We start from the raw sequence: 19,303 nt of genomic DNA on the forward strand, positions 1-19,303 counted from the left end.
CCCCCGCACGCGTGGCTAGCTTCGAGCGATGGGATCTCAGGGGCGCGGCGGCACACTGGACACGTACCGTGAGGTGATCGGCCTGACCGGGCCGCTGCTGCCGGGGTGTCGTTCCTCGGGCGGCTGCCCACGGCCACCATCCAGTTCGGCAGTGTGCTGCTGGTCGCCCGCACGAGCGGCTCCCTCGCCGCCGCCGGTCTGACCGGCGGTGCGCTGGCGATCGGGCAGGTGGTCTGCGGCCCGCTGGTGGGCCGGCTCGCGGACCGGCACGGGCAGCGCACCGTCGTGCTCGCCTGCTCCCTCGCCAACGCCCTCGCGATCACCGCGCTCGTGGCCGGGGCGCTCGCCGGACTCGGCACGCCCTGGCTCGCGCTCCTCGGAGCCTGCGCGGGCGCGAGCGTGCCGCTGATCGGCCCCCTGGCCCGGGCCCGGCTGATCGCCCTGGCCCGCCGGGACAAGGCGCCCGAGCCGGTGATCGGCGCCGCGCTCTCCCTCGAGAGCACCCTGGACGAGATCTCGTTCGTACTGGGCCCCGCCCTGGTCGGCCTGGCCGCGGTGGTCTCCCACCCCGCCCACGCCCTACTCACCGCCGCCCTCCTGGTGTCCCTGTGCGGCACCGCCTTCGCCCTCCACCCGACCGCCATGGCCACCCGACCGGCGGCCGAGGGCCGCGCAGTGGTCTCGGCACGCGAGGGCCGTGCAAGGATCCAGGGCCGCGCGGCCCGCGGAGGGCTCCGGGGGCTCCTGGCCCGCGCCAAGGCCCAGGGACGCATGGCACGCGCACAGGCCGACGGCCGCATGGCACGCGCACAGGCCGACGGCCGCACAGCCCGCGCACAGGCCGACGGCCGCATGGCAAGCGCAATGGCCCACGGACGCACGGCCCGCGCAAAGGTCCAGGGGCGAGCACCCCGCACCGAGGCACCCGGGCGCATGCCCCGCGCCGTCCACTCCCTGCGGGCCGCCCTCGCTCTCCAAGGGGCCATGTTCGGCGCCTGTCAGGCCGGGATCACCGCGCTCACGGAGCGGCTGGGGCGGCCGGAGCAGGCCGGGCTGGTGTATGCCGCCATGGGAGTCATGAGCGCCGTCGCGGGGCTCGCCATGGCTGCGGTGCCCGCGCGCGTGGGGCTCACGGCGCGTTGGCGGGCGGCCACCGGGGCCGCGTTCGTGCTCTCGCTGCCCCTCTTGTGGACGGGCAGCCTGGTCGGGCTGTACGCGGCGGTCACCGTCCTCGGTGTCGCCTACGCCCCGCATCTGATCACCGTGTTCGGGCTCACCGAGCGGGTGGTGCCGCCGGGGCGGCTGGCCGAGGCGATGGCCGTCGCGACCAGCGCCCTGGTCGGCGGCCAGGCCCTGGCGGTCGCCGTCACCGGCCGCCTCGCCGAGACATACGGCCCCACGGCGGCCTTCGGGGCGGCGAGCCTGGCCGCCGCCCTCGCCTGCGCCCTGGCGCTGACGGCGCCCGCGGGGTCGTACGCCTCGAAGAGCCACGCGCGCGTGCCCGTGAACACTCGCCCCTAGACGGGCCGCTGGAGCACCACCAGGCTGCGGTCCACCAGGGTCAGCCGGTCCCCGGCCTGCACCTTGGGACCCGTGCCCGGCGGAACGCCGTCCACGCGCGCGGTGTCCACGACCACCTGCCACTGCCGGCCGTGGTTGACCGGCACGACGAAGTCGAGGGTCTTCGGTGCGGCGTTGAACATCAGCAGGAACGAGTCGTCGCTGATGCGCTCCCCGCGCGGGCCGGGCTCGGAGATCGCGTTGCCGTTGAGGAACACCGTCAGCGCGGACGCCTGTGCCGAGTTCCAGTCCCGCTGGGTCATCTCCTTGCCCTGCGGGGTGAACCAGGCGATGTCCGACAGCTCGTCGTGCGTGCCCTCCACCGGCCGCCCGTGGAAGAAGCGGCGCCGGCGCAAGACCGGATGGTCCCGGCGCAGCCACACCATCGCGCGCGTGAAGTCCAGGAGCTCGCTGCCGTCCTCCGCCTCGGGGTCCGGCCACTTCAGCCAGGCCAGCTCGCTGTCCTGGCAGTAGGCGTTGTTGTTGCCCTTCTGGGTGCGCGCGAACTCGTCACCGTGGCTGATCATCGGCACGCCCTGGGAGAGCATCAGCGTCGCGATGAAGTTACGGATCTGGCGGGCCCGCAGCTCCAGCACCGCCGTATCGTCCGTCTCGCCCTCCGCGCCGCAGTTCCAGGACCGGTTGTGGCTCTCGCCGTCGCGGTTGTCCTCGCCGTTGGCCTGGTTGTGCTTGTGGTTGTACGAGACCAGGTCGTGCAGGGTGAAGCCGTCGTGGCAGGTGACGAAGTTGATGGAGGCCAGCGGGCGCCGCCCGTCGTCCTGGTACAGGTCGGAGGAGCCGGTCAGCCGGGAGGCGAACTCCGCGAGCGTGCGCGGCTCGCCGCGCCACATGTCCCGTACGGTGTCGCGGTACTTGCCGTTCCACTCGGTCCACAGCGGCGGGAAGTTGCCCACCTGGTAGCCGCCCTCGCCGACGTCCCAGGGCTCGGCGATCAGCTTGACCTGGGAGACCACCGGGTCCTGCTGCACCAGGTCGAAGAAGGACGACAGCCGGTCCACCTCGTGGAACTGCCGGGCGAGCGTGGCGGCGAGATCGAAGCGGAAGCCGTCGACGTGCATCTCGGTGACCCAGTACCGCAGCGAGTCCATGATCAGCTGAAGGACGTGCGGGGACCGCATGAGCAGGGAGTTCCCGGTGCCCGTGGTGTCCATGTAATAGCGGCGGTCGTCGGTGAGCCGGTAGTAGGAGAGATTGTCCAGGCCCCGGAAGGACAGCGTCGGACCCAGGTGATTGCCCTCGGCTGTGTGGTTGTAGACCACGTCCAGGATCACCTCGATACCGGCCTCGTGCAGCGCCTTCACCGCCGACTTGAACTCCAGGACCTGCTGGCCGCGGTCGCCCCAGGACGCGTAGGCGTTGTGCGGGGCGAAGAAGCCGATCGTGTTGTAGCCCCAGTAGTTGTTCAGGCCCATGTCCACCAGACGGTGGTCGTTCACGAACTGGTGTACGGGCATCAGCTCCAGCGCCGTCACGCCCAGTTCGGTCAGGTGCTCGATGAGCGCCGGGTGCGCGAGCGCCGCGTAGGTGCCGCGCAGCTCCTCGGGCAGTCCCGGGTGCCGCATGCTGAGGCCCTTGACATGGGCCTCGTAGATCACCGTGTGGTGGTACTCGGTGCGCGGGCGCCGGTCGTCGCCCCAGTCGAAGTACGGGTTCACCACGACCGACGACATGGTGTGCGGCGCCGAGTCCAGGTCGTTGCGCTTGTCGGGCGTGTCGAAGTGGTAGCCGTACACCTCCTCGCCCCAGCGGATCGAGCCGCTGACCGCCTTCGCGTATGGATCGAGGAGCAGCTTGGCGGAGTTGCAGCGCAGCCCGCGCTCGGGGGCGTACGGCCCGTGCACCCGGAATCCGTACCGCTGTCCCGGCATGACGCCCGGCACGTACGCGTGCCGCACGAACGCGTCGCTCTCCCGCAGTTCCACCGCCGTCTCCGAGCCGTCGTCGTGCAGCAGACACAGCTCTACTCGGTTCGCGGACTCCGTGAAGACCGCGAAATTCGTGCCGGCGCCGTCGTAGGTGGCACCGAGTGGATACGCCTCTCCAGGCCAGACCTGCATGGACACGACTCTTTCAGGTGGACCGCGCCATCGGGGGCGCCTTGGCTTCGAGTCTCCCCGAAAGTGATGGAACCACCTACGACTTACGTCCCTCTTACCGATCGACCAGGCATACCCGGTATGCCGAACCAGTGGGGCAATCGAATACTCCCGGGGACCCAGGGGGAGTAGGGGGAAAGACGTGCGCAAAGCAGTGCACCGCCATCTGGGCAAGGTGGTGGCCGGTGCGGCCATAGCGTTGGCAGGGACCGCGGCGATGGTCGCGATCACCCTGCCGGGCACGGCGGGGGCCGACGAAACGGGTGGCAAGAACACGGGGGCCCAGCAGGCCGCCGACGGACAGGCGCAGGGACAGACGCCGGGCCAGGGCCAGGACCAGGCCGTGGAGCCCGGAGTCGTCCAGCAGGCCCCGGCCGAGGGCGAGGAGGGCACCGGGCGCGACCCGCTCACCGACGACGAGCTGGCCAAGGTCGAGCAGATCGCCCTCAACCAGCAGCTGTTGCGGTCCAGCGAGGACGTCGACGGGGACCGCGGCCCGCAGCGCCTCGTCATCGACCTGGCCGAGCCGGAGGCCGACGAGCTCGACGACCCGTCCGCGCCCCGGCGCGCCGACGTGATGTTCTACGACTACAAGGACGACACGCTCGTCACCAAGACCGTGAACCTCGACACCGGCAAGGTCGAGCAGACCGGCACCCAGCGCGGCGTCCAGCCGCCGCTCAGCCGCACCGAGAACACCGAGGCCGCGAAGATCCTTCTGGCCAGCCCGCTCAGCGCGGGTCTGAAGGCCGACTACAAGGACGCCACCGGCAAGGAGCTCACCTCCCCGGACCAGCTGGAGCTCGACTCCATGGTCTTCCGGGGAGCTCCGGGCGCCCAGCCCGCCGTACTCGACAAGTGCGGCGAACACCGGTGCGCGCGGCTGTTCCCGAAGGCCCTCAACGGGCCGTGGATCGACATGCGGCATCTGGTGATCGACCTGAGCGCCCGCAAGGTCGCCGAGCTCGACCGCTGATCAGTTCACTTTTCCCACTTCACTCCTTATGCAAGGGAGTCATGTCTTCATGCGCGTCAACAGAGTGAGCCGTGCCCGCACGCGGACGGCCCTGGCCGCCTTCGCCGTGGCCGGACTGACGGCGGGCGCGGCCGCGGGCGCCGGACCGGCCGCCGCACAGCCCAAGGCGGCCCCGGCCGCCGCCCCCGACTGCAGCGCGGCCTTCCGTATCGAGCAGAAGCTCTCCAACGGCACGACCTGGCGCATGTGCTGGCGCCACGAGGCCATGGCCGGGATGATCCTGGAGGACATCACCTACCAGCCGCCCGGCGAGGCCAAGCCGATCAAGGTGCTCAACAGCTCCAAGCTCGCCCAGATTCACGTGCCCTACGACGACGGCTCGGAGGAGTACGAGGACCTGACGACGTACTACTTCGGCGACGGTCTGGAGAACCTGGCGGCGGGGGAGTGCCCGGGCGGCACCATCAGGACCGTCAAGGTCCGGGCGCCCGAGTCCACCGACACCCGTAACGTCAAGGGCCTGTGCACCACGACACGCGCGCGTGGGCACGCGTACCGCATGCTCAACCAGCCGCTGACCGGTGCCGAGAAGCTGTACCAGAAGCAGGGCAAGGACCTGCTCGTCTACGCCGTCAACAAGGTCAGCTGGTACGAGTACATCACCGAGTGGCGCTTCCAGGACGACGGCACCATCCACATGAACGTCGGTGCCACCGGCAGCCTCGCCCCGCAGGACTACGACGCGGCCGACGGCCGGGGCTGGCCGATAGGCAAGGGCCCCAGCGCCAAGGTGCTCAGCCACAGCCACAATGTGTTCTGGCGGCTCAACTTCGGTCTGGACGGCTCCTCCAAGGGCCGTATCGAGCAGTACGACTCGAAGGTCAGCCCGCAGGCCCCGGGTGACCGCGCGCCCACCAACAAGACCACCCGCACCAAGGTCACCAAGGAACTCGCGGGCGACGCCAAGAACATGCGCTGGTGGCGCGTGGTCAGCGCGACCGGCAAGAACAAGGACGGCCACCCGCGCTCCTACGAGCTCGTGCCCGGCCCCAACGCCAAGTACTCCGGCCGCGGATTCACCAAGCACGACATGTACTTCACGCAGTACAAGAAGTGCGAGCAGTACGCCAGTGGCAATCCGCTCAACTGCGGTACCGGGCAGCAGTCCAAGTCGATCGACAAGTGGGTCGACGGGGAAACCCTGAAGAACCCGGTGGTCTGGGTGAATGTGGGCTTCCACCACATCGCCCGGGACGAGGACCAGCAGCCGATGCCGGTCCACTGGCAGGGTCTTTCGATCGTCCCGCGTGACGTCACCGCTATGAATCCGCTCACTCCGGCCGAGCTCGCCGGCACGAACGGGATGCCTCGACAGGGGAGTTGAGAAACGACCTGTCCATCCGGCTGCACCGCCGACCGGTCCCGGAGTACCCTTCCTTGATCGTTGACACGGGGAGTGCTCGGGGGAGCGGAAGGCGGTGCGCGGGTGGGCTCGGGAGGGCTGGAGCTGCCCCCTGGTGACGAGGGTCACGAGGGGAACTCCACAGACGTCCCGCCCGGCACGGTGTCCTTGGCGCGCCCCATGGACGCCGGCGCCATCGGACCGGAGCTGGACTGGGACGCCGACGCCTGGCGCGAGGTACGGACCCGCGCTCAGCGGGCCGGCCGGGCCTACATCTGGCTGAACCTCGTCGAACAGCGGCTGCGCGCGGTCGTGGCCGCTGTTCTGCGTCCCATCTACGAACCCGTCCACGGCGACGAGTGGGTGGTGGCCGCGGCCGGACCCGCCGGGCAGGAGTGGGTGCAGCGCGCGGTCGCCGTACGCGAAGTCAGCCGCCGCAAGGGCTACTTGCTCGACCCGGCCGACGACAACGTCCTCAGCTTCCTGACGCTGCCGCAGCTGCGCGAGCTGATGGTGCAGCACTGGCCGTGCTTCGAGCCCTACGTCGACGAGCGCCGGGACGTCGAACTCGCCCTGGACGAGCTGGAAGTGACCCGGAACGTCGTCTCCCGCAACCGGGCGCTGTCCGAGGCGGTGCTCGGTCAGGCCGAGCGGGCCTCGGCGCGACTGCTGGAGATCCTCGGCGCGGGCGGGGACGTACCGTCCGCGCGCCGACTGCCCGTTGACGCGGTCGAGGATCTGGTCGGCGACCGGTACGGCGATGTCGTGGCCGTGCACCCCGACCGGGTGCGGCTGCTGCGGCAGTTCCCGGCCGAGGACATCTTCGGCGGGGCCCGCCGCCTCGATGCGATCGGCATCGGCCTCAATCTGTTGGTGCAGAACTTCTCCGGGCGCCGTCTGGTGCGTCTCGCCGAAGGGGGCTGCCGGGTGCGGCTGCTCTTCCTGAACCCGGCCTCCAGCGCGGTGAAGCGGCGGGAGCGGGAACTGGGCATCAAGCGCGGCGAGTTGAGCCGTTCGGTCGAGATGAACATCCTGCACATGCGCCGGGTCCGCTCCCGGCTGCGCGACCCCGGCGCCTTCGAGATCCAGGTCTACGACGAGACGCCGCGCTTCACTGCGTACCTGGTCGACGGCGACGGCTCGGACGGCATCGCGGTCCTGCAGTCCTATCTGCGCCGGACGCGAGGCATGGAGGCACCGGTGCTGGTGCTGCGCGGCGGGAACCGGGTGGTCAAGTCGGGCGATGTGGATGACAACGGGCTCTTTCCGACATACCGCGAGGAGTTCGAGGTGGCCTGGGCGGATTCGCGGCCGGTGTCCTGAGGTGCGTGGGCGATTCGGGCCGTCTGTCCGAAGTGCCCGACCGGCTAAGCGGAATGCGCTCCTCTGATTGTCAGTGGCTCATGGGAAGGTGGAGACCACTGGGGGAAAGCACCACCAAGAAGGGGGACCGCCCATGGGCTGGCACCGTGAGCTGCTGATCGGATTCGACCTGGAGACGACCGGGACGGATCCGTGCGAGGCGCGCATCGTCACAGGGGCCGTGATAGAGGTCAGGGGCGGACAGCCGCTGGGACGCCGGGAGTGGCTGGCGGACCCCGGCGTGGAGATCCCGGCGGACGCGGTGGCGGTGCACGGGATCAGCAATGAACGCGCGGCCACCGAGGGCCGCCCCGCCGACCAGGTGGCGGACGCCATCGCGGACGTCCTGGCGGGCTACTGGAAGACGGGCGTCCCGGTCGTCGCCTACAACGCCGCATTCGACCTGAGCCTGCTCTCCGCCGAACTGCGGCGGTACGGCCTGCCGTCGCTGCGCGACCGACTGGGCGGTGTGGAACCCGCCCCCGTCGTCGACCCGTACACCATCGACCGCTGGGTCGACCGCTACCGCCGCGGCAAGCGCAATCTGGAGGCGGTCTGCGCGGAGTACGGCGTCCCGCTCGACTCCGCCCACGACGCCTCGGCCGATGCCCTCGCCGCGGCCCGGCTCGCCTGCGCGATAGCCGACCGCCACCCCAAGATCGCCTCCCTCGGCCCGGCGGAACTGCACCTCCGCCAGATCGCGTGGTACGCCGAATGGGCGGCGGACTTCCAGAACTTCCTGCGCCGCAAGGGCGATCCGGAGGCGGTCGTGGACGGCGTCTGGCCGCTGCGGGAGCCGGCGGACGAGACGGTCTGAAGTCCCGGGGCTCTATGCGGGAGGACCGGCGATGCGTTCCACGCGTGGGTTCGCCACCCGAGCGTAATCGGCACCCGACATCAGCAGCGACCGGTCCAGTCGTGCCGCGTTGAAGTAGAGCTTCGGCTGCGCCACCACCTCGGGATCGGCGACGACTTCGAGCTCGGGGTCGAAGCTGAAGGGCAGGACCGTGCCGGGGACCGAGCGGGCCAGGCGCTCTGCGGTCTGAGCGTCGCTGAAGCCGACATAGCGCGCCGCGTACAGCTCCCGGACCGCGTCCAGGTCCACCCGGCGGTCGCCGGGGACGACCGCGAGGACATGCCGCGTGGTGCGGCGGTCGACCTTGACCCGGAGCACGATGCACTTCGCGGCCTGGGAGGCGGGGTGACCGCGCAGTACGCAGACGGCTTCGGTGGCGCCCTCGGGTTCGTGGTCGAGGAGTTGGTAGGGGACGGAGGAGGTGTCGAGCAGAGCGATCAGGTGCTCGTAGGTGTCGTGGTCGGGCATGCGAGGTCCTTTTCGGTGCGGGAGGGCAGCGGCGGCGGGAGCGGGAGCGGGAGCGCCGCACGGTGGGCGCGTTCCACGGTCTGGCCCCAGTAGGTGCCGGTGAGCATCAACGCGGCGCCGAGGCCGGTCAGTGCGGTCAGATGCTCGCCGCCGAGCGCGATACCCACCGCCACCGCCCACAGCGGCTCGGTGCCCAGCAACAGGCTCGCCCGGCTCGCGGACGTCCGCTGCACGGCCCAGGTCTGCGCCAGGAAGGCGAACACGCTGCAGAACAGGGCCAGATACACCAGCTGCGTCCAGGTCGCCGAGTCGGCGCGGGCCAGGGTCGGCAGCCCGGAGCCCGCGAGGGCGGGCAGGAACAGGGCCGTACCGACGAGGGTCTGCACCGTCGTCAGCTGCAGTGGACGGATCGCCCGGCCGACGGTGAGCCGTCCGACCAGGACGACATGTCCGGCCCGTATCAGCGCCGCGCCCAGCATCAGCAGGTCGCCGAGGCGGGGCGCGTGGAAGCCGTTGCCGGACATCAGCAGGGCCACGGCGAGGACGCATACGCCGGTGGCGGCGCAGAAGGCGGGCGGCAGTCCGCCGGAGCGCCCCGCGCGGTCGAGGAGGGGGGTGAGCACGATGGTCAGGCTGATGATGAGCCCGGCGTTGGCGGCGGTGGTGTGGGCGACGCCGTATGTCTCCACGACGAGCACCGCCGCCTGCGTCAGGCCCAGCGGCACCCCGGCGCGCAGCTCGTCCCGGGTCCAGCGGCGGGAGCCCCGTCGGGAGAGGACGAGACCGAGACAGGCGAACGCGGAGAGGAAGTAGCGGGCGAACAGCACCAGCAGGACGGGCAGGGCGGCGGTGGCCGTCTGGGCGGAGAGATAGCTGGATCCCCAGACGATCGCGACAAGGAGAAGTACCGCATCGGTACGGCGGACGTCGGACACATGCCTACGGTGCACCGGAACATCCCTGAAGCCCAGTATCAGTTTCTTAAACGATCTTTTAGCGCTCCTACACTGAGAGGATGGACGAACGGCAGCTGCGGATCCTGCGAGAGCTCGGCGAACTGGGCAGTGTCACGGCGGTCGCGGAGGCCCTGCTGGTGACGCCGTCGGCGATCTCCCAGCAGCTCAGGCTGCTCCAGCGGGCGATCCCGGTACCGCTCACCGAGCGGCAGGGCAGACGGCTGGTGCTGACCGACGCCGGGCAGGCGCTGGCGGGCGCGGCCGTGGAGGTGGAGACGGCGCTGGCGCGGGCCCGGGGCAGTGTCGAGGAGTTCGTGGGGCGGCCGGACGGGGAGGTGTCGGTGGCGGCGTTCCACAGCGCGGGCGGCTCCTTCTTCCCGCTCCTGCTGCGCGCCCTCGCCGGACCGGGCAAGCCGGTGCCGAGGCTCGCCGACGAGGATGTACCGCAGGAGGACTTCCCCCGCCTGACCAGGGAGTACGACATCGTCCTCGCCCACCGCCTGGACCACGCCCCGCCCTGGCCGGACACGGTCACGGTGGCCACGCTGCTGCGTGAGCCGCTGGATGTGGCCATGCCCAAGGACCACCCCCTGGCAGCGAAGCGCCGGGTCACCCCACGCGACGTGGCCGACGAACCGTGGATCACGGTCCACGACGGCTTCCCGGTGATGGCCACGATCGACGCCATCGCTGCAGCAGCGGGCCGCCGCCTCCATCTCGCCCACCGCATCAACGAGTTCGCGGTGGTGGCCGAGGCGGTAGCCGCCGGAGGAGGCATCGCCCTGATGCCCCGCTGGACCATGCGCCCCCACCCCGCCCTGACCCTGAGACCCCTCAGCGGAGTCCAGGCAAGACGCACCATCGATGCCCTGTACCGCCCGGAGCGGACGGCGAGAATGGCGGTCCGCACGGTACTGGCAGAACTGCGCAAGGCAGCAAGGTCAATTCAAGCGCCGTAGAGCCCAGGGCGCTCAGAACGGATACCAGCGCACTGTCTCGTCCCCGTCCCGCAACGAAGACACTCGGCGCCGGAACTCCCCCAGTGCCTTCGGGTTGGTCGGTGCGTGTTGGGCCACCCACGCACAGCTGGCCGTCTCCCGAGCCCCGCGCAGCACCGAGCACCCCTGCCACTCCCGTACATCCCACCCGTACACCGAGACGAACGAGTCGTAAGCCGCCGCAGGCAACCCGTATCGGTCGCGGGACAGGGCCATGACGACCAAGTCGTGCTCGCGGAAGTCGGAGGAGAAGGTCTCCAGATCGACCAGCACAGGCCCGTCGGGACCGACGTGCACATTCCGAGGCAGCGCGTCCCCATGAATCGGCCCCACCGGCAACCGCGGCGTCAAAAGTCGCGCCGACTCCGCGAAACCGTCCCGCCGCTCCCGCAGATACGCCGCGTCCGCCGGATCGATCGCGTCCCCCGCGAGCCGCAGCCAGCGTTCCACTCCGCCCAGCAGGTCGCGCGGGGGCAAGGAGAAGGGCGGTGCGGGCAGGGCGTGTACGACCCGTAGGAGTTCGGCCAAATCTCGTGGTTCCGCGGGGCGTACCGGATCGGGCAGGCGGTGCCACACCGTCACCGGGTGTCCCTCGACCAGGAGCGGCTCGGGCTCGGCCGCTCGGACCGCCGGGACGCCCGCCTTCGCCAGCCATACCGCGATGTCCAGTTCGCGCCGGGCGCGGTCCAGCAACTCCGCGTCGCGGCCCACCTTGACGACCAGGTCACCGGAGGCGAACACGGCGTTCTCGCCCAGGGCGAGGAGAGCCGCGTCCCGTGCCGGACCGGGCAGCACCCCCGCCGCGGCCAGTACCTCCCGGGCCCGCATCTCGTCCATCGTCCGCCTCCATGTCGCCCTCAGTGCGTGGTCATCCGTCGGCCAGTCTCGCATTCGCACAGGTCGGAACGTGTGCGCGGGCTCTTGACGGCGTACCCGCCTGTCACGACCATGACCAGGCCCAGTCCGAGATCGTCACGAGCCCGGCGAGGAGTCGATCACGTGACCCTGGTGACCGCGACGAGGCGGTCGAAGCAGCCGGTGCCGCTCGACCGCGGGGCCTGGTTCCTGGTGCTGCCCGCGCTGATCCCGATCCTGCTGCTCAGCGTCGGTCCGCTGCTGTACGGGATCCTGCTGGCGTTCACCGACTCGCAGTCGGGGCGCACCGAGCCCACCCAGTGGATCGGCGGTCTCAACTTCCGGGATCTGTTGCAGGACACCCTGTTCTGGGAGTCGTTCCGCATCGGCCTGGTCTGGGCCGTCGGAGTCACCGTGCCGCAGTTCCTGCTCGCGCTCGGGCTCGCCCTGCTGCTCAACCAGGACCTCAAGCTGCGCTGGGCGGCCCGCGCCCTCGCGATCGTCCCGTGGGCCATGCCGGAGGTCGTGGTCGGGGTGATGTGGCGGCTGGTCTACAACCCGGACGCCGGCATCCTCAATGAGACGCTCCGGGATCTGGGGTTCGGCGACGGCCGTGACTGGCTCGCCGGGCTCGCCACCGCCCTGCCCGCCGTCATCGTGGTCGGCGTCTGGGCGGGGATGCCGACCACGACCGTCGCCCTGCTCGCCGGCCTCCAGAACACACCGCGCGAACTCCACGAGGCCGCGGCCATGGACGGCGCCGGAGCCTGGCGCCGCTTCTGGACCGTCACCTGGCCCGCGCTCAGACCCGTCGCCCTCGCGATCACGGCGCTCAACCTGATCTGGAACTTCAACTCCTTCGCCCTGGTCTACGTCCTGACCAGCGGCGGTCCCGGCGGCCGCACCCGGCTGCCGATGCTCTTCGCCTACGAAGAGGCCTTCCGCTACGGGCAGTTCGGCTACGCCGCGGCGATGGGATGCGTGATGGTCGCCCTGATCTCGGTCCTGCTCGCCCTTTTCCTCGTCGGCCGGCTCAGGGGAGGGGACGAGTCATGAGGACCCGCACCACCGCCCGCATCGGCCAGTACGCCGCCCTGCTCACCTATCTCGTCTTCCTCGCCTTCCCCTTCCTCTGGCTGATCTCCACCGCCTTCAAACCGCCCCGCGAGCTCGGCAGCCTGCACCCCACCTGGATCCCCGAGAACCCCACCCTGGACAACTTCCGCCAGGCCTTCGACGAACAGCCGCTCCTGGAAGCCGCGTCGAACTCCCTGATCGCCGCCCTCTCGGCCGCGCTGATCGCCGTAGCCATCGCGACCCCCATGGCCTACGTCATGGCCCGGCACCGCACCCGCCTCGCGCGCGCCGCGACCGGCTGGGTCGTGGTCAGCCAGGCCTTCCCGCTGGTCCTGGTGATCATCCCGCTGTTCCTGGTGCTGAAGAACCTGCGGCTGATCGACTCGCTCCTCGGCCTGATCCTGGTGTACGTGGTGTGGGCGCTGCCGTTCGCGCTGTGGATGCTCGTCGGATACGTCCGGGCCGTGCCGACCGAACTGGAGGAGGCGGCGGCCGTCGACGGGGCCGGGCGGCTGCGCACGCTGGTCTCGGTGACCGCGCCCCTGCTCGCGCCGGGCATCGTGGCGACAGGCCTGTTCGCCTTCGTCACCGCCTGGAACGAGTTCTTCTTCGCGCTGGTCCTGCTGAAGACCCCGGAGAAACAGACCCTGCCGGTGATCCTCACCCACTTCATCGGCGCGGAGGGCGTCGCCGACCTCGGCCCGCTGGCCGCGGCCGCCTTCCTCGCCACCCTGCCCTCACTGGTCGTCTTCGCGATCGTCCAACGCCGCATCACGGGCGGCATGCTCGCCGGGGCGGTGAAGAACTGATGCGCGCACGCTGGATCGTCGTACTCCTACTGCTCCTCGCGGGCTGCACCGGCGGCGGTGACACCGACGACGGCCGGATCACCCTCCGCTTCCAGTCCCTCGCCTGGCAGGAGGAGTCCGTCGCGGCCAACAAGGAACTCGTCGAGGAGTGGAACGCCGGCCATCCCGAGGTCAAGGTCGAGTATGTCCAGGGCAGTTGGGACAGCGTTCACGACCAGTTGCTCACCTCCTTCGAGGGCGGCGAGGCACCGGACATCGTCCACGACGCCTCCGACGATCTCGCCGACTTCGCCTACGGCGGCCATCTCGCCGACCTGACCGACCTGCTGCCCGAGCGCCTCAAGTCGGACATCCCGCAGCGCAGTTGGCAGACGACGACCTTCGGCGACGGCATCTACGGCGTGCCGTTCCTCCAGGAGCCGCGCGTGCTCATCGCCAACGCCACCTGGCTGAAGGAGTCCGGCGTACGCATCCCCACGCCCGAACAGCCCTGGAGCTGGGGGGAGTTCCGGCAGATCACCGAGGAGTTGAGTGGTGACGGCAGGTACGGCGTGGCCTGGCCGCTGAAGGAACCCGTGTCCGCCACGCTCAACCTCTCCCTGTCGGCCGGCGGACAGCTCTTCCACCGGGATGCCGACGGCAAGGTCGAGATCCGCTTCGAGGGTCCCGACGAGGTGGTCCCGAAGACGATTCACGACCAGGTCAACACCGATGCCAGCGCGTCCGGTTCGACCCTCGGCAGCGGCGGCTCGGACACCCTGCCCGGCTTCTTCGGCGGCCGGTACGCGATGGTCCCGCTCGGCTTCTCCTACCGCCAGCAGATCGTGCAGCAGGCCCCGGAGGGCTTCGACTGGCAGGTGCTGCCCGCACCTGCGGGCGCGGACGGGCTCACCCAGGGCGTCAGCCCGCAGACGCTCTCCATCGCCGAGGACAGCCCGCACAAGAAGCAGGCGGCCGAGTTCATCGACTTCCTGCTGCGGCCCGAGAACATGGTCCGGCTCGCCCTCGGTGACTGGATGCTGCCCACCGGCACCGAGGCCCTCAAGGAGCCGGCCCTGCACACCGCCGAGCACGACTGGGCGACCGGCACGGCCCTCGCCGCCCATCTGCGCTCCGCGCCCGCCCAGTCCGTACGCGGCTACCCGGAGTGGAAGGACAAGGTCGCCACCCCCGCCCTCCAGGAGTACTACAGCGGGGCGATCGGACTCGACGAGCTGCGCGAGCGCCTTGAGGAGGACGGGAACCTGGTCCTCGCCCGCTACCAGCGGTGACGGGTTACTCGGGAGCCCCGTGGGCCGTACATAGATTTGAGTTGCACGAGACGTCTCGTCTCGCATAGTCTCGATCGTATGACCTCACCCGCGCATATCGCCATGTTCTCCATCGCCGCCCATGGCCACGTGAACCCGAGCCTCGAAGTGATCCGTGAACTCGTCGCGCGCGGGCACCGGGTCACCTACGCGATCCCGCCCGTGTTCGCCGACAAGGTCGCCGAGACCGGCGCCGAGCCGAAGCTGTGGAACTCCACCCTGCCCGGACCCGGCGCCGACCCGGAGGCCTGGGGCAGCACCCTGCTGGACAATGTCGAGCCGTTCCTCGCCGACGCCATCCAGGCGCTGCCCCAGCTCATCGAGGCCTACGACGGCGACGAACCGGACCTCGTCCTGCACGACATCACCGCCTACCCGGCCCGTGTCCTCGCCCACCGCTGGGGCGTGCCCTGTATCTCGCTCTCGCCGAACCTCGTCGCCTGGGAGGGCTATGAGGAGGAGGTCGCCGAGCCGATGTGGGCGGAGCCGAAGAAGACCGAGCGGGGGAAGGCCTACTACGCCCACTTCCAGGCCTGGTTGGCGGAGAACGGGATCACGCAGCATCCGGATTTGTTCGCGGGCCGCCCCGACCGCTCCCTGGTGCTGATTCCGAAGGTGTTGCAGCCGAACGCCGACCGGGTGGACGAGAGCGTGTACTCCTTCGTCGGCGCCTGCCAGGGCGACCGCAGCGCCGAGGGCGACTGGCAGCGGCCCGTCGGCGCCGAGAAGGTCGTGCTCGTCTCGCTCGGCTCGTCCTTCACCAAGCAGCCCGCCTTCTACCGGGAGTGCGTCAAGGCCTTCGGCGAGCTGCCGGGCTGGCATCTGGTGCTCCAGATCGGCAAGCAGGTGGACCCGGCCGAGCTGGGGGACGTACCGGCCAATGTCGAAGTGCGCTCCTGGGTACCGCAGTTGGCCGTTCTGAAGGAGGCCGACCTGTTCGTCACCCACGCCGGCGCGGGCGGCAGCCAGGAGGGGATGGCCACCGCCACCCCGATGATCGCCGTACCGCAGGCCGTGGACCAGTTCGGCAACGCGGATGTGCTCCAGGGGCTCGGTGTCGCCCGGCATCTGCCCACCGAGGAGGCCACCGCCGAGGCCCTGCGCGAGGCCGCGCTCGCTCTCGTCGACGACCCGGAGGTCGCCCGGCGCCTGAAGGAGATCCAGGCGGAAATGGCCGAGGAGGGCGGCACGCGGCGGGCGGCCGACCTCATCGAGGCCGAAATCCCGCTCCAGTAAAGGGACTTCCGCTTTCTGGAAAGAGTTGAGGGCCCGTCGGTTCCCCCGTGAACCGACGGGCCCTCGTGTCATGCGGTCAGAAACAGACCGGGGTCAGACGGGAACCCGCTCCCCCTCGTCGTCCCGCGCCTGCCGGGTGACCGCCTCCGGAGCCTCGTCGTGCGTGAGGTCCGGCAGTCGGTTCAGCCACTTCGGCAGATACCAGTTGCGCTCGCCCAGCAGCGCCATGACCGCCGGGAGCAGCACACCCCGGATGATCGTCGCGTCGATGAGCACCGCGGCCGCGAGGCCGACGCCCATCTGCTTCATCGACTGCATGGACAGCGTGCCGAAGATCGCGAACACGGCGACCATGATGACCGCGGCGCTGGTGACGACACCCGCGGTGGTGACCACCCCGTGCTTGATCGCCTCGTTCGTCGTACGGCCCTTCAGCCGCGCCTCGCGGATCCGGGAGACCACGAACACGTGGTAGTCCATCGACAGGCCGAACAGGATCACGAAGAGGAACAGCGGCAGCCAGCTGATGATGGCGCCGACGCCCTCCGCGCCCACCAGGGACGCGCCCCAGCCGTGCTGGAAGATCGCGACCAGGATGCCGTACGCAGCGGCCACCGAGAGCAGGTTGAGCGCGATCGAGGTGATCGCGATCGTCAGCGAGCGGAAGGACAGCAGCATCAGCAGGAAGGCGAAGACCACGACGAACGCGAAGACCGGGACGACCGCTCCGGCCAGCTGGTCGTTGAAGTCATGGCTGCCCGCGACCTGTCCGGTGATCGGCGCCTCGAGGCCGTCGACCTTGCCGAGGGTGGCCGGACGGACCTCGTCGCGCAGCTTCTCCAGGTTCTCGCCCGCCTTGTCGAGGTCGGAGCCGCCGACCAGCGGGACGTAGACGAAGGCGAGGTTCTGCGCGTCGTGCAGCTTGATCTCGACCGGGCCGCGCGAGGCACCCGAGTCCACGGCCTCCTTCTTGAAGTCGGCGAGGGCGCCCTGCACTTCGGCGGAGTTGATGTCGTCCGCCTTGACGACCACCTCGGCCGGCTCGGAGCCGCCGGGGAAGGCGTCGTTGACGCGGTTGTAGGTCTGCACGATGGGCAGCGAGTCGCCGAACTCCTGGTCCAGCGTGAGGTTCTGGGTCTTCATGCCGACCGCGGGCGCGGCGACCGCGAGCAGCACACCGGTCGCGACGAGCACCGAGACCATCGGCCGCTTCAGTACGGCGCCCAGCACGGCCGTCCACAGGCGGCTGTCCCGGTTGGCCTGAGCGCGCTTGCGGCGCAGCTTGCTCTCCGGGTGCAGGAAGGGGATACGGCCCTTCTCCACCCGGTGCCCCAGCAGCGACAGCACCGCGGGAAGCACGGTCACCGAACCGACCATGGCGACCGCCACGACGATCAGCGAGGCCAGGCCCATCGCCTCGAAGTCGGCGATCCCGGTGAACAGCATGCCCGCCATCGCCACACACACCGTGACACCGGAGACGACGATCGCCCGGCCACTGGTGGCGGCAGCGATCCGCAGCGCCGTCTGCGCGTCGCGCCCTGCGGCCCGCTCCTCACGCTCACGGCGCAGATAGAACAGGCAGTAGTCGACGCCGACGGCCAGACCGACCAGCAGCATCACCGAGTTGGCGACCTCGCCCATCGGCATCACATGGCTGACGATGCTCATCAGGCCCATCGTCGCCATGATCGCGGTGATCGCCAGGAGCACCGGCAGCAGCGCCGCGACGAGCGCGCCGAAGGCGATGAGCAGAATGCCGAGGGCCACGGGCACGGCCGAGTACTCGGCCTTCTTGAAGTCGTCCCCGAACGCGTCGTCGAACGTCTTCATCATGCTGGCGGCGCCGATCTGCTCGATCGTCAGCGCCGGATGGTCCTTCTGGACCTCCGCCACGGCGTCGAGCACCGGCTCGACCCGCTCGGCCGCCGTCTCCGCCTCACCGCGCATGTCGAACTGCACCAGCGCGCTGCGGCCGTCCTCCGAGACGGTGTCCGTGTCGTACGGCGAGGTGATGTCGGTGACCTTGCCGGTCTCCTCGACCGCGTCCATCACCGCGGTGACCGCGGCGCGGAACTCGGTGTCGGTGGCCTTGAGGCCATCGTCCTTCGCCTGGACCAGGACGGTCTCACCGGCCGGCTCTTCGATGCCGGCGTCGTCGATGATCTGCGCGGCGGTCTTCGTCTCGCCCTTCAGCGACTGGCTCTCGTCCACGTCCACGCGGCCCGCCGCCGACCCGAGCCCCATCGCCAGGACGACGAACAGCACCCAGATTCCGACGGCAGCCCATCGGTGCCGGGCACTCCAGCCGCCTGCCCGGGCGGCCAGACCCCGCACCCGTATGTCTCCGTTCCCCATGACGGGCTTGCCCCCTTGTGCGCGGTGACAGCCCCCTGCCGTCACCTTTCGTTTCGAAGGTATGGGCTGGATAAAGGCATCTCGTCGTGCTGATCGATGAGCTGAAGGCGGCGTGAATCATCCCCCTGGACCCCGGCTTCTCCCCACTGGGGAGGAGGCGGCCCCTTACATCTACTTGCGGCCTCTTTGTCATTACAAAACCTTGTTGAATAAGTCACAGGCGCGTGTAGCTGTTGATCGACACCCTTCCGATCGGCCAGAGTTCAGCGCAGTCCGCATCCGCGGACCCGGCCGTCGTGCCCACCCCCACGGGGCACGACGGCCGTCTTATGGTGTGCGGATGACGACGATGTATGCGGCGCTGCTGCGGGGGATCAACGTGGGCGGCGCCAAGAAGGTCCCGATGGCGGAGTTGCGCGTCCTGATGACCGGGCTCGGCCTCGACGACGTGCGCACCTACCTCCAGAGCGGCCAGGCCGTGTTCTCCGCCGACCGCGGGGGCGAGGAGTCATGGGCCGCGGAGATCGCCGGGGCGATCGAGAAGCGCTTCGGGTTCGCGGTCGACGTCATCGTCCGCGACCACGCCTATCTGGCGGCGACCGTCGAGGCCTGTCCGTTCCCGGCGGCGGAGCTGGAGGCCAAGCAGCTGCACGTCACGTACTTCTCCGAGCCGGTCGACGCCGAGCGCTTCGCCGAGATCGACCGGGCCGCCTTCCTGCCGGAGGAGTTCCGGCTCGGCGACCGCTGTCTGTACCTGTACGCCCCGAACGGCCTCGGCCGCTCCAAGCTCGCCGAGCAGCTCTCCAAGCCACGCCTGAACAAGGGCCTGATCGCCACCAGCCGGAACTGGAACACGGTGGTCAAGCTCAAGGAGATGACCGGCAGTTAGTCCAGCTCCTCCTCGCGAACTCCCGGACAATCGGCCCCGGTTGTCCCTAAAGTGAAATGCGCGAGACTTCGGCG

Annotated in this window: 15 protein-coding genes and 1 pseudogene; 11 read left to right on the forward strand and 5 right to left on the reverse strand. The window is 70.0% G+C overall.

The annotated features are described in order from the left end of the window. Positions 1-105 precede the first annotated feature (105 nt). Positions 106-1,521: an MFS transporter gene (locus OHT76_RS33190; RefSeq protein WP_328874532.1), complete on the forward strand. Its 1,416-nt coding sequence runs from the start codon at positions 106-108 to the stop codon at positions 1,519-1,521. Here the strand turns inward: OHT76_RS33190 and glgX are convergent. Beyond that, positions 1,518-3,638 (reverse strand): glycogen debranching protein GlgX, encoded by a 2,121-nt coding sequence (gene glgX / locus OHT76_RS33195; RefSeq protein WP_328874533.1) that lies wholly within the window; start codon positions 3,636-3,638, stop codon positions 1,518-1,520. The two genes, OHT76_RS33190 and glgX, sit on opposite strands and share 4 nt — an antisense overlap. 181 nt (positions 3,639-3,819) lie before the next feature. Between glgX and OHT76_RS33200 the strand changes: the two genes are divergently transcribed. From OHT76_RS33200 to OHT76_RS33215, 4 genes are all read left to right on the forward strand, one after another. Beyond that, the gene (locus OHT76_RS33200; protein WP_328874534.1) at positions 3,820-4,653 is read left to right on the forward strand and encodes a Tat pathway signal sequence domain protein; all 834 of its coding nucleotides are present in this window, start codon (positions 3,820-3,822) and stop codon (positions 4,651-4,653) included. A 49-nt stretch (positions 4,654-4,702) separates the two neighbouring features. Then, positions 4,703-6,037 carry a copper amine oxidase gene (locus tag OHT76_RS33205; RefSeq protein ID WP_328874535.1) on the forward strand — a complete coding sequence of 445 codons (1,335 nt, stop codon included), beginning with the start codon at positions 4,703-4,705 and terminating at the stop codon, positions 6,035-6,037. Between the two features lie 102 nt (positions 6,038-6,139). Beyond that, entirely contained in the window at positions 6,140-7,378 is a 1,239-nt protein-coding gene (locus tag OHT76_RS33210) for an SAV2148 family HEPN domain-containing protein (RefSeq protein ID WP_328874536.1), read from the forward strand. Positions 7,379-7,511: 133 nt separating this feature from the next. Further along, a complete protein-coding gene (locus tag OHT76_RS33215) occupies positions 7,512-8,234 on the forward strand; it encodes a 3'-5' exonuclease (protein WP_328874537.1) in 723 nt (240 codons plus the stop codon). 12 nt (positions 8,235-8,246) lie between these two features. On the opposite strand, the gene OHT76_RS33220 is transcribed toward OHT76_RS33215, so the two are convergent. Then, a complete protein-coding gene (locus OHT76_RS33220; protein WP_328874538.1) occupies positions 8,247-8,741 on the reverse strand; it encodes a YbaK/EbsC family protein in 495 nt (164 codons plus the stop codon). Then, positions 8,711-9,676 (reverse strand): DMT family transporter, encoded by a 966-nt coding sequence (locus OHT76_RS33225; RefSeq protein ID WP_328874539.1) that lies wholly within the window; start codon positions 9,674-9,676, stop codon positions 8,711-8,713. Before OHT76_RS33225 ends, OHT76_RS33220 begins: the two co-directional genes overlap by 31 nt. Before the next feature lie 80 nt (positions 9,677-9,756). On the opposite strand from OHT76_RS33225, the gene OHT76_RS33230 reads away from it, so the two are divergent. Next, positions 9,757-10,656: a LysR family transcriptional regulator gene (locus OHT76_RS33230; protein ID WP_328874540.1), complete on the forward strand. Its 900-nt coding sequence runs from the start codon at positions 9,757-9,759 to the stop codon at positions 10,654-10,656. Between the two features lie 12 nt (positions 10,657-10,668). Here OHT76_RS33230 and OHT76_RS33235 read toward each other — a convergent pair whose 3' ends face one another. Continuing rightward, a complete protein-coding gene (locus tag OHT76_RS33235) occupies positions 10,669-11,532 on the reverse strand; it encodes a phosphotransferase enzyme family protein (RefSeq protein ID WP_328874541.1) in 864 nt (287 codons plus the stop codon). Between the two features lie 162 nt (positions 11,533-11,694). Here OHT76_RS33235 and OHT76_RS33240 point away from each other — a divergent pair, with 162 nt between their 5' ends. The 4 genes and pseudogenes from OHT76_RS33240 (at position 11,695) to mgt (ending at position 15,982) form a co-directional block, all read left to right on the forward strand. After that, positions 11,695-12,606, forward strand: coding sequence for a carbohydrate ABC transporter permease (locus tag OHT76_RS33240; protein WP_328874542.1), 912 nt, complete (start codon positions 11,695-11,697; stop codon positions 12,604-12,606). Beyond that, positions 12,603-13,436 (forward strand): carbohydrate ABC transporter permease, encoded by an 834-nt coding sequence (locus OHT76_RS33245; RefSeq protein ID WP_328874543.1) that lies wholly within the window; start codon positions 12,603-12,605, stop codon positions 13,434-13,436. The genes OHT76_RS33240 and OHT76_RS33245 overlap by 4 nt, the downstream gene beginning before the upstream one ends. Then, a complete protein-coding gene (locus OHT76_RS33250) occupies positions 13,436-14,707 on the forward strand; it encodes an ABC transporter substrate-binding protein (RefSeq protein ID WP_328874544.1) in 1,272 nt (423 codons plus the stop codon). The genes OHT76_RS33245 and OHT76_RS33250 overlap by 1 nt, the downstream gene beginning before the upstream one ends. Further along, positions 14,704-15,982: pseudogene (gene mgt, locus OHT76_RS33255) on the forward strand (macrolide-inactivating glycosyltransferase). The gene OHT76_RS33250 and the pseudogene mgt overlap by 4 nt, the downstream one beginning before the upstream one ends. Positions 15,983-16,075: 93 nt before the next feature. Here mgt and OHT76_RS33260 read toward each other — a convergent pair. Continuing rightward, entirely contained in the window at positions 16,076-18,340 is a 2,265-nt protein-coding gene (locus OHT76_RS33260) for an MMPL family transporter (protein ID WP_328874545.1), read from the reverse strand. A gap of 340 nt (positions 18,341-18,680) precedes the next feature. Here OHT76_RS33260 and OHT76_RS33265 point away from each other — a divergent pair, with 340 nt between their 5' ends. Further along, the gene (locus OHT76_RS33265) at positions 18,681-19,229 is read left to right on the forward strand and encodes a DUF1697 domain-containing protein (protein ID WP_328874546.1); all 549 of its coding nucleotides are present in this window, start codon (positions 18,681-18,683) and stop codon (positions 19,227-19,229) included. Positions 19,230-19,303 lie beyond the last annotated feature (74 nt).

The sequence above is a fragment of the Streptomyces sp. NBC_00287 genome (assembly GCF_036173105.1).
Classification (GTDB): Bacteria; Actinomycetota; Actinomycetes; order Streptomycetales; family Streptomycetaceae; genus Streptomyces.

Bases quoted from the DNA above. Each gene is read 5' to 3' on its own strand.
- glgX (WP_328874533.1), bottom strand. From the start codon at position 3,638: ATGCAGGTCTGGCCTGGAGAGGCGTATCCACTCGGTGCCACCTACGAC.
- OHT76_RS33205 (WP_328874535.1), top strand. From the start codon at position 4,703: ATGCGCGTCAACAGAGTGAGCCGTGCCCGCACGCGGACGGCCCTGGCC.
- OHT76_RS33215 (WP_328874537.1), top strand. From the start codon at position 7,512: ATGGGCTGGCACCGTGAGCTGCTGATCGGATTCGACCTGGAGACGACC.
- OHT76_RS33220 (WP_328874538.1), bottom strand. From the start codon at position 8,741: ATGCCCGACCACGACACCTACGAGCACCTGATCGCTCTGCTCGACACC.
- OHT76_RS33230 (WP_328874540.1), top strand. From the start codon at position 9,757: ATGGACGAACGGCAGCTGCGGATCCTGCGAGAGCTCGGCGAACTGGGC.
- OHT76_RS33235 (WP_328874541.1), bottom strand. From the start codon at position 11,532: ATGGACGAGATGCGGGCCCGGGAGGTACTGGCCGCGGCGGGGGTGCTG.
- OHT76_RS33245 (WP_328874543.1), top strand. From the start codon at position 12,603: ATGAGGACCCGCACCACCGCCCGCATCGGCCAGTACGCCGCCCTGCTC.
- OHT76_RS33250 (WP_328874544.1), top strand. From the start codon at position 13,436: ATGCGCGCACGCTGGATCGTCGTACTCCTACTGCTCCTCGCGGGCTGC.
- OHT76_RS33260 (WP_328874545.1), bottom strand. From the start codon at position 18,340: ATGGGGAACGGAGACATACGGGTGCGGGGTCTGGCCGCCCGGGCAGGC.
- OHT76_RS33265 (WP_328874546.1), top strand. From the start codon at position 18,681: ATGACGACGATGTATGCGGCGCTGCTGCGGGGGATCAACGTGGGCGGC.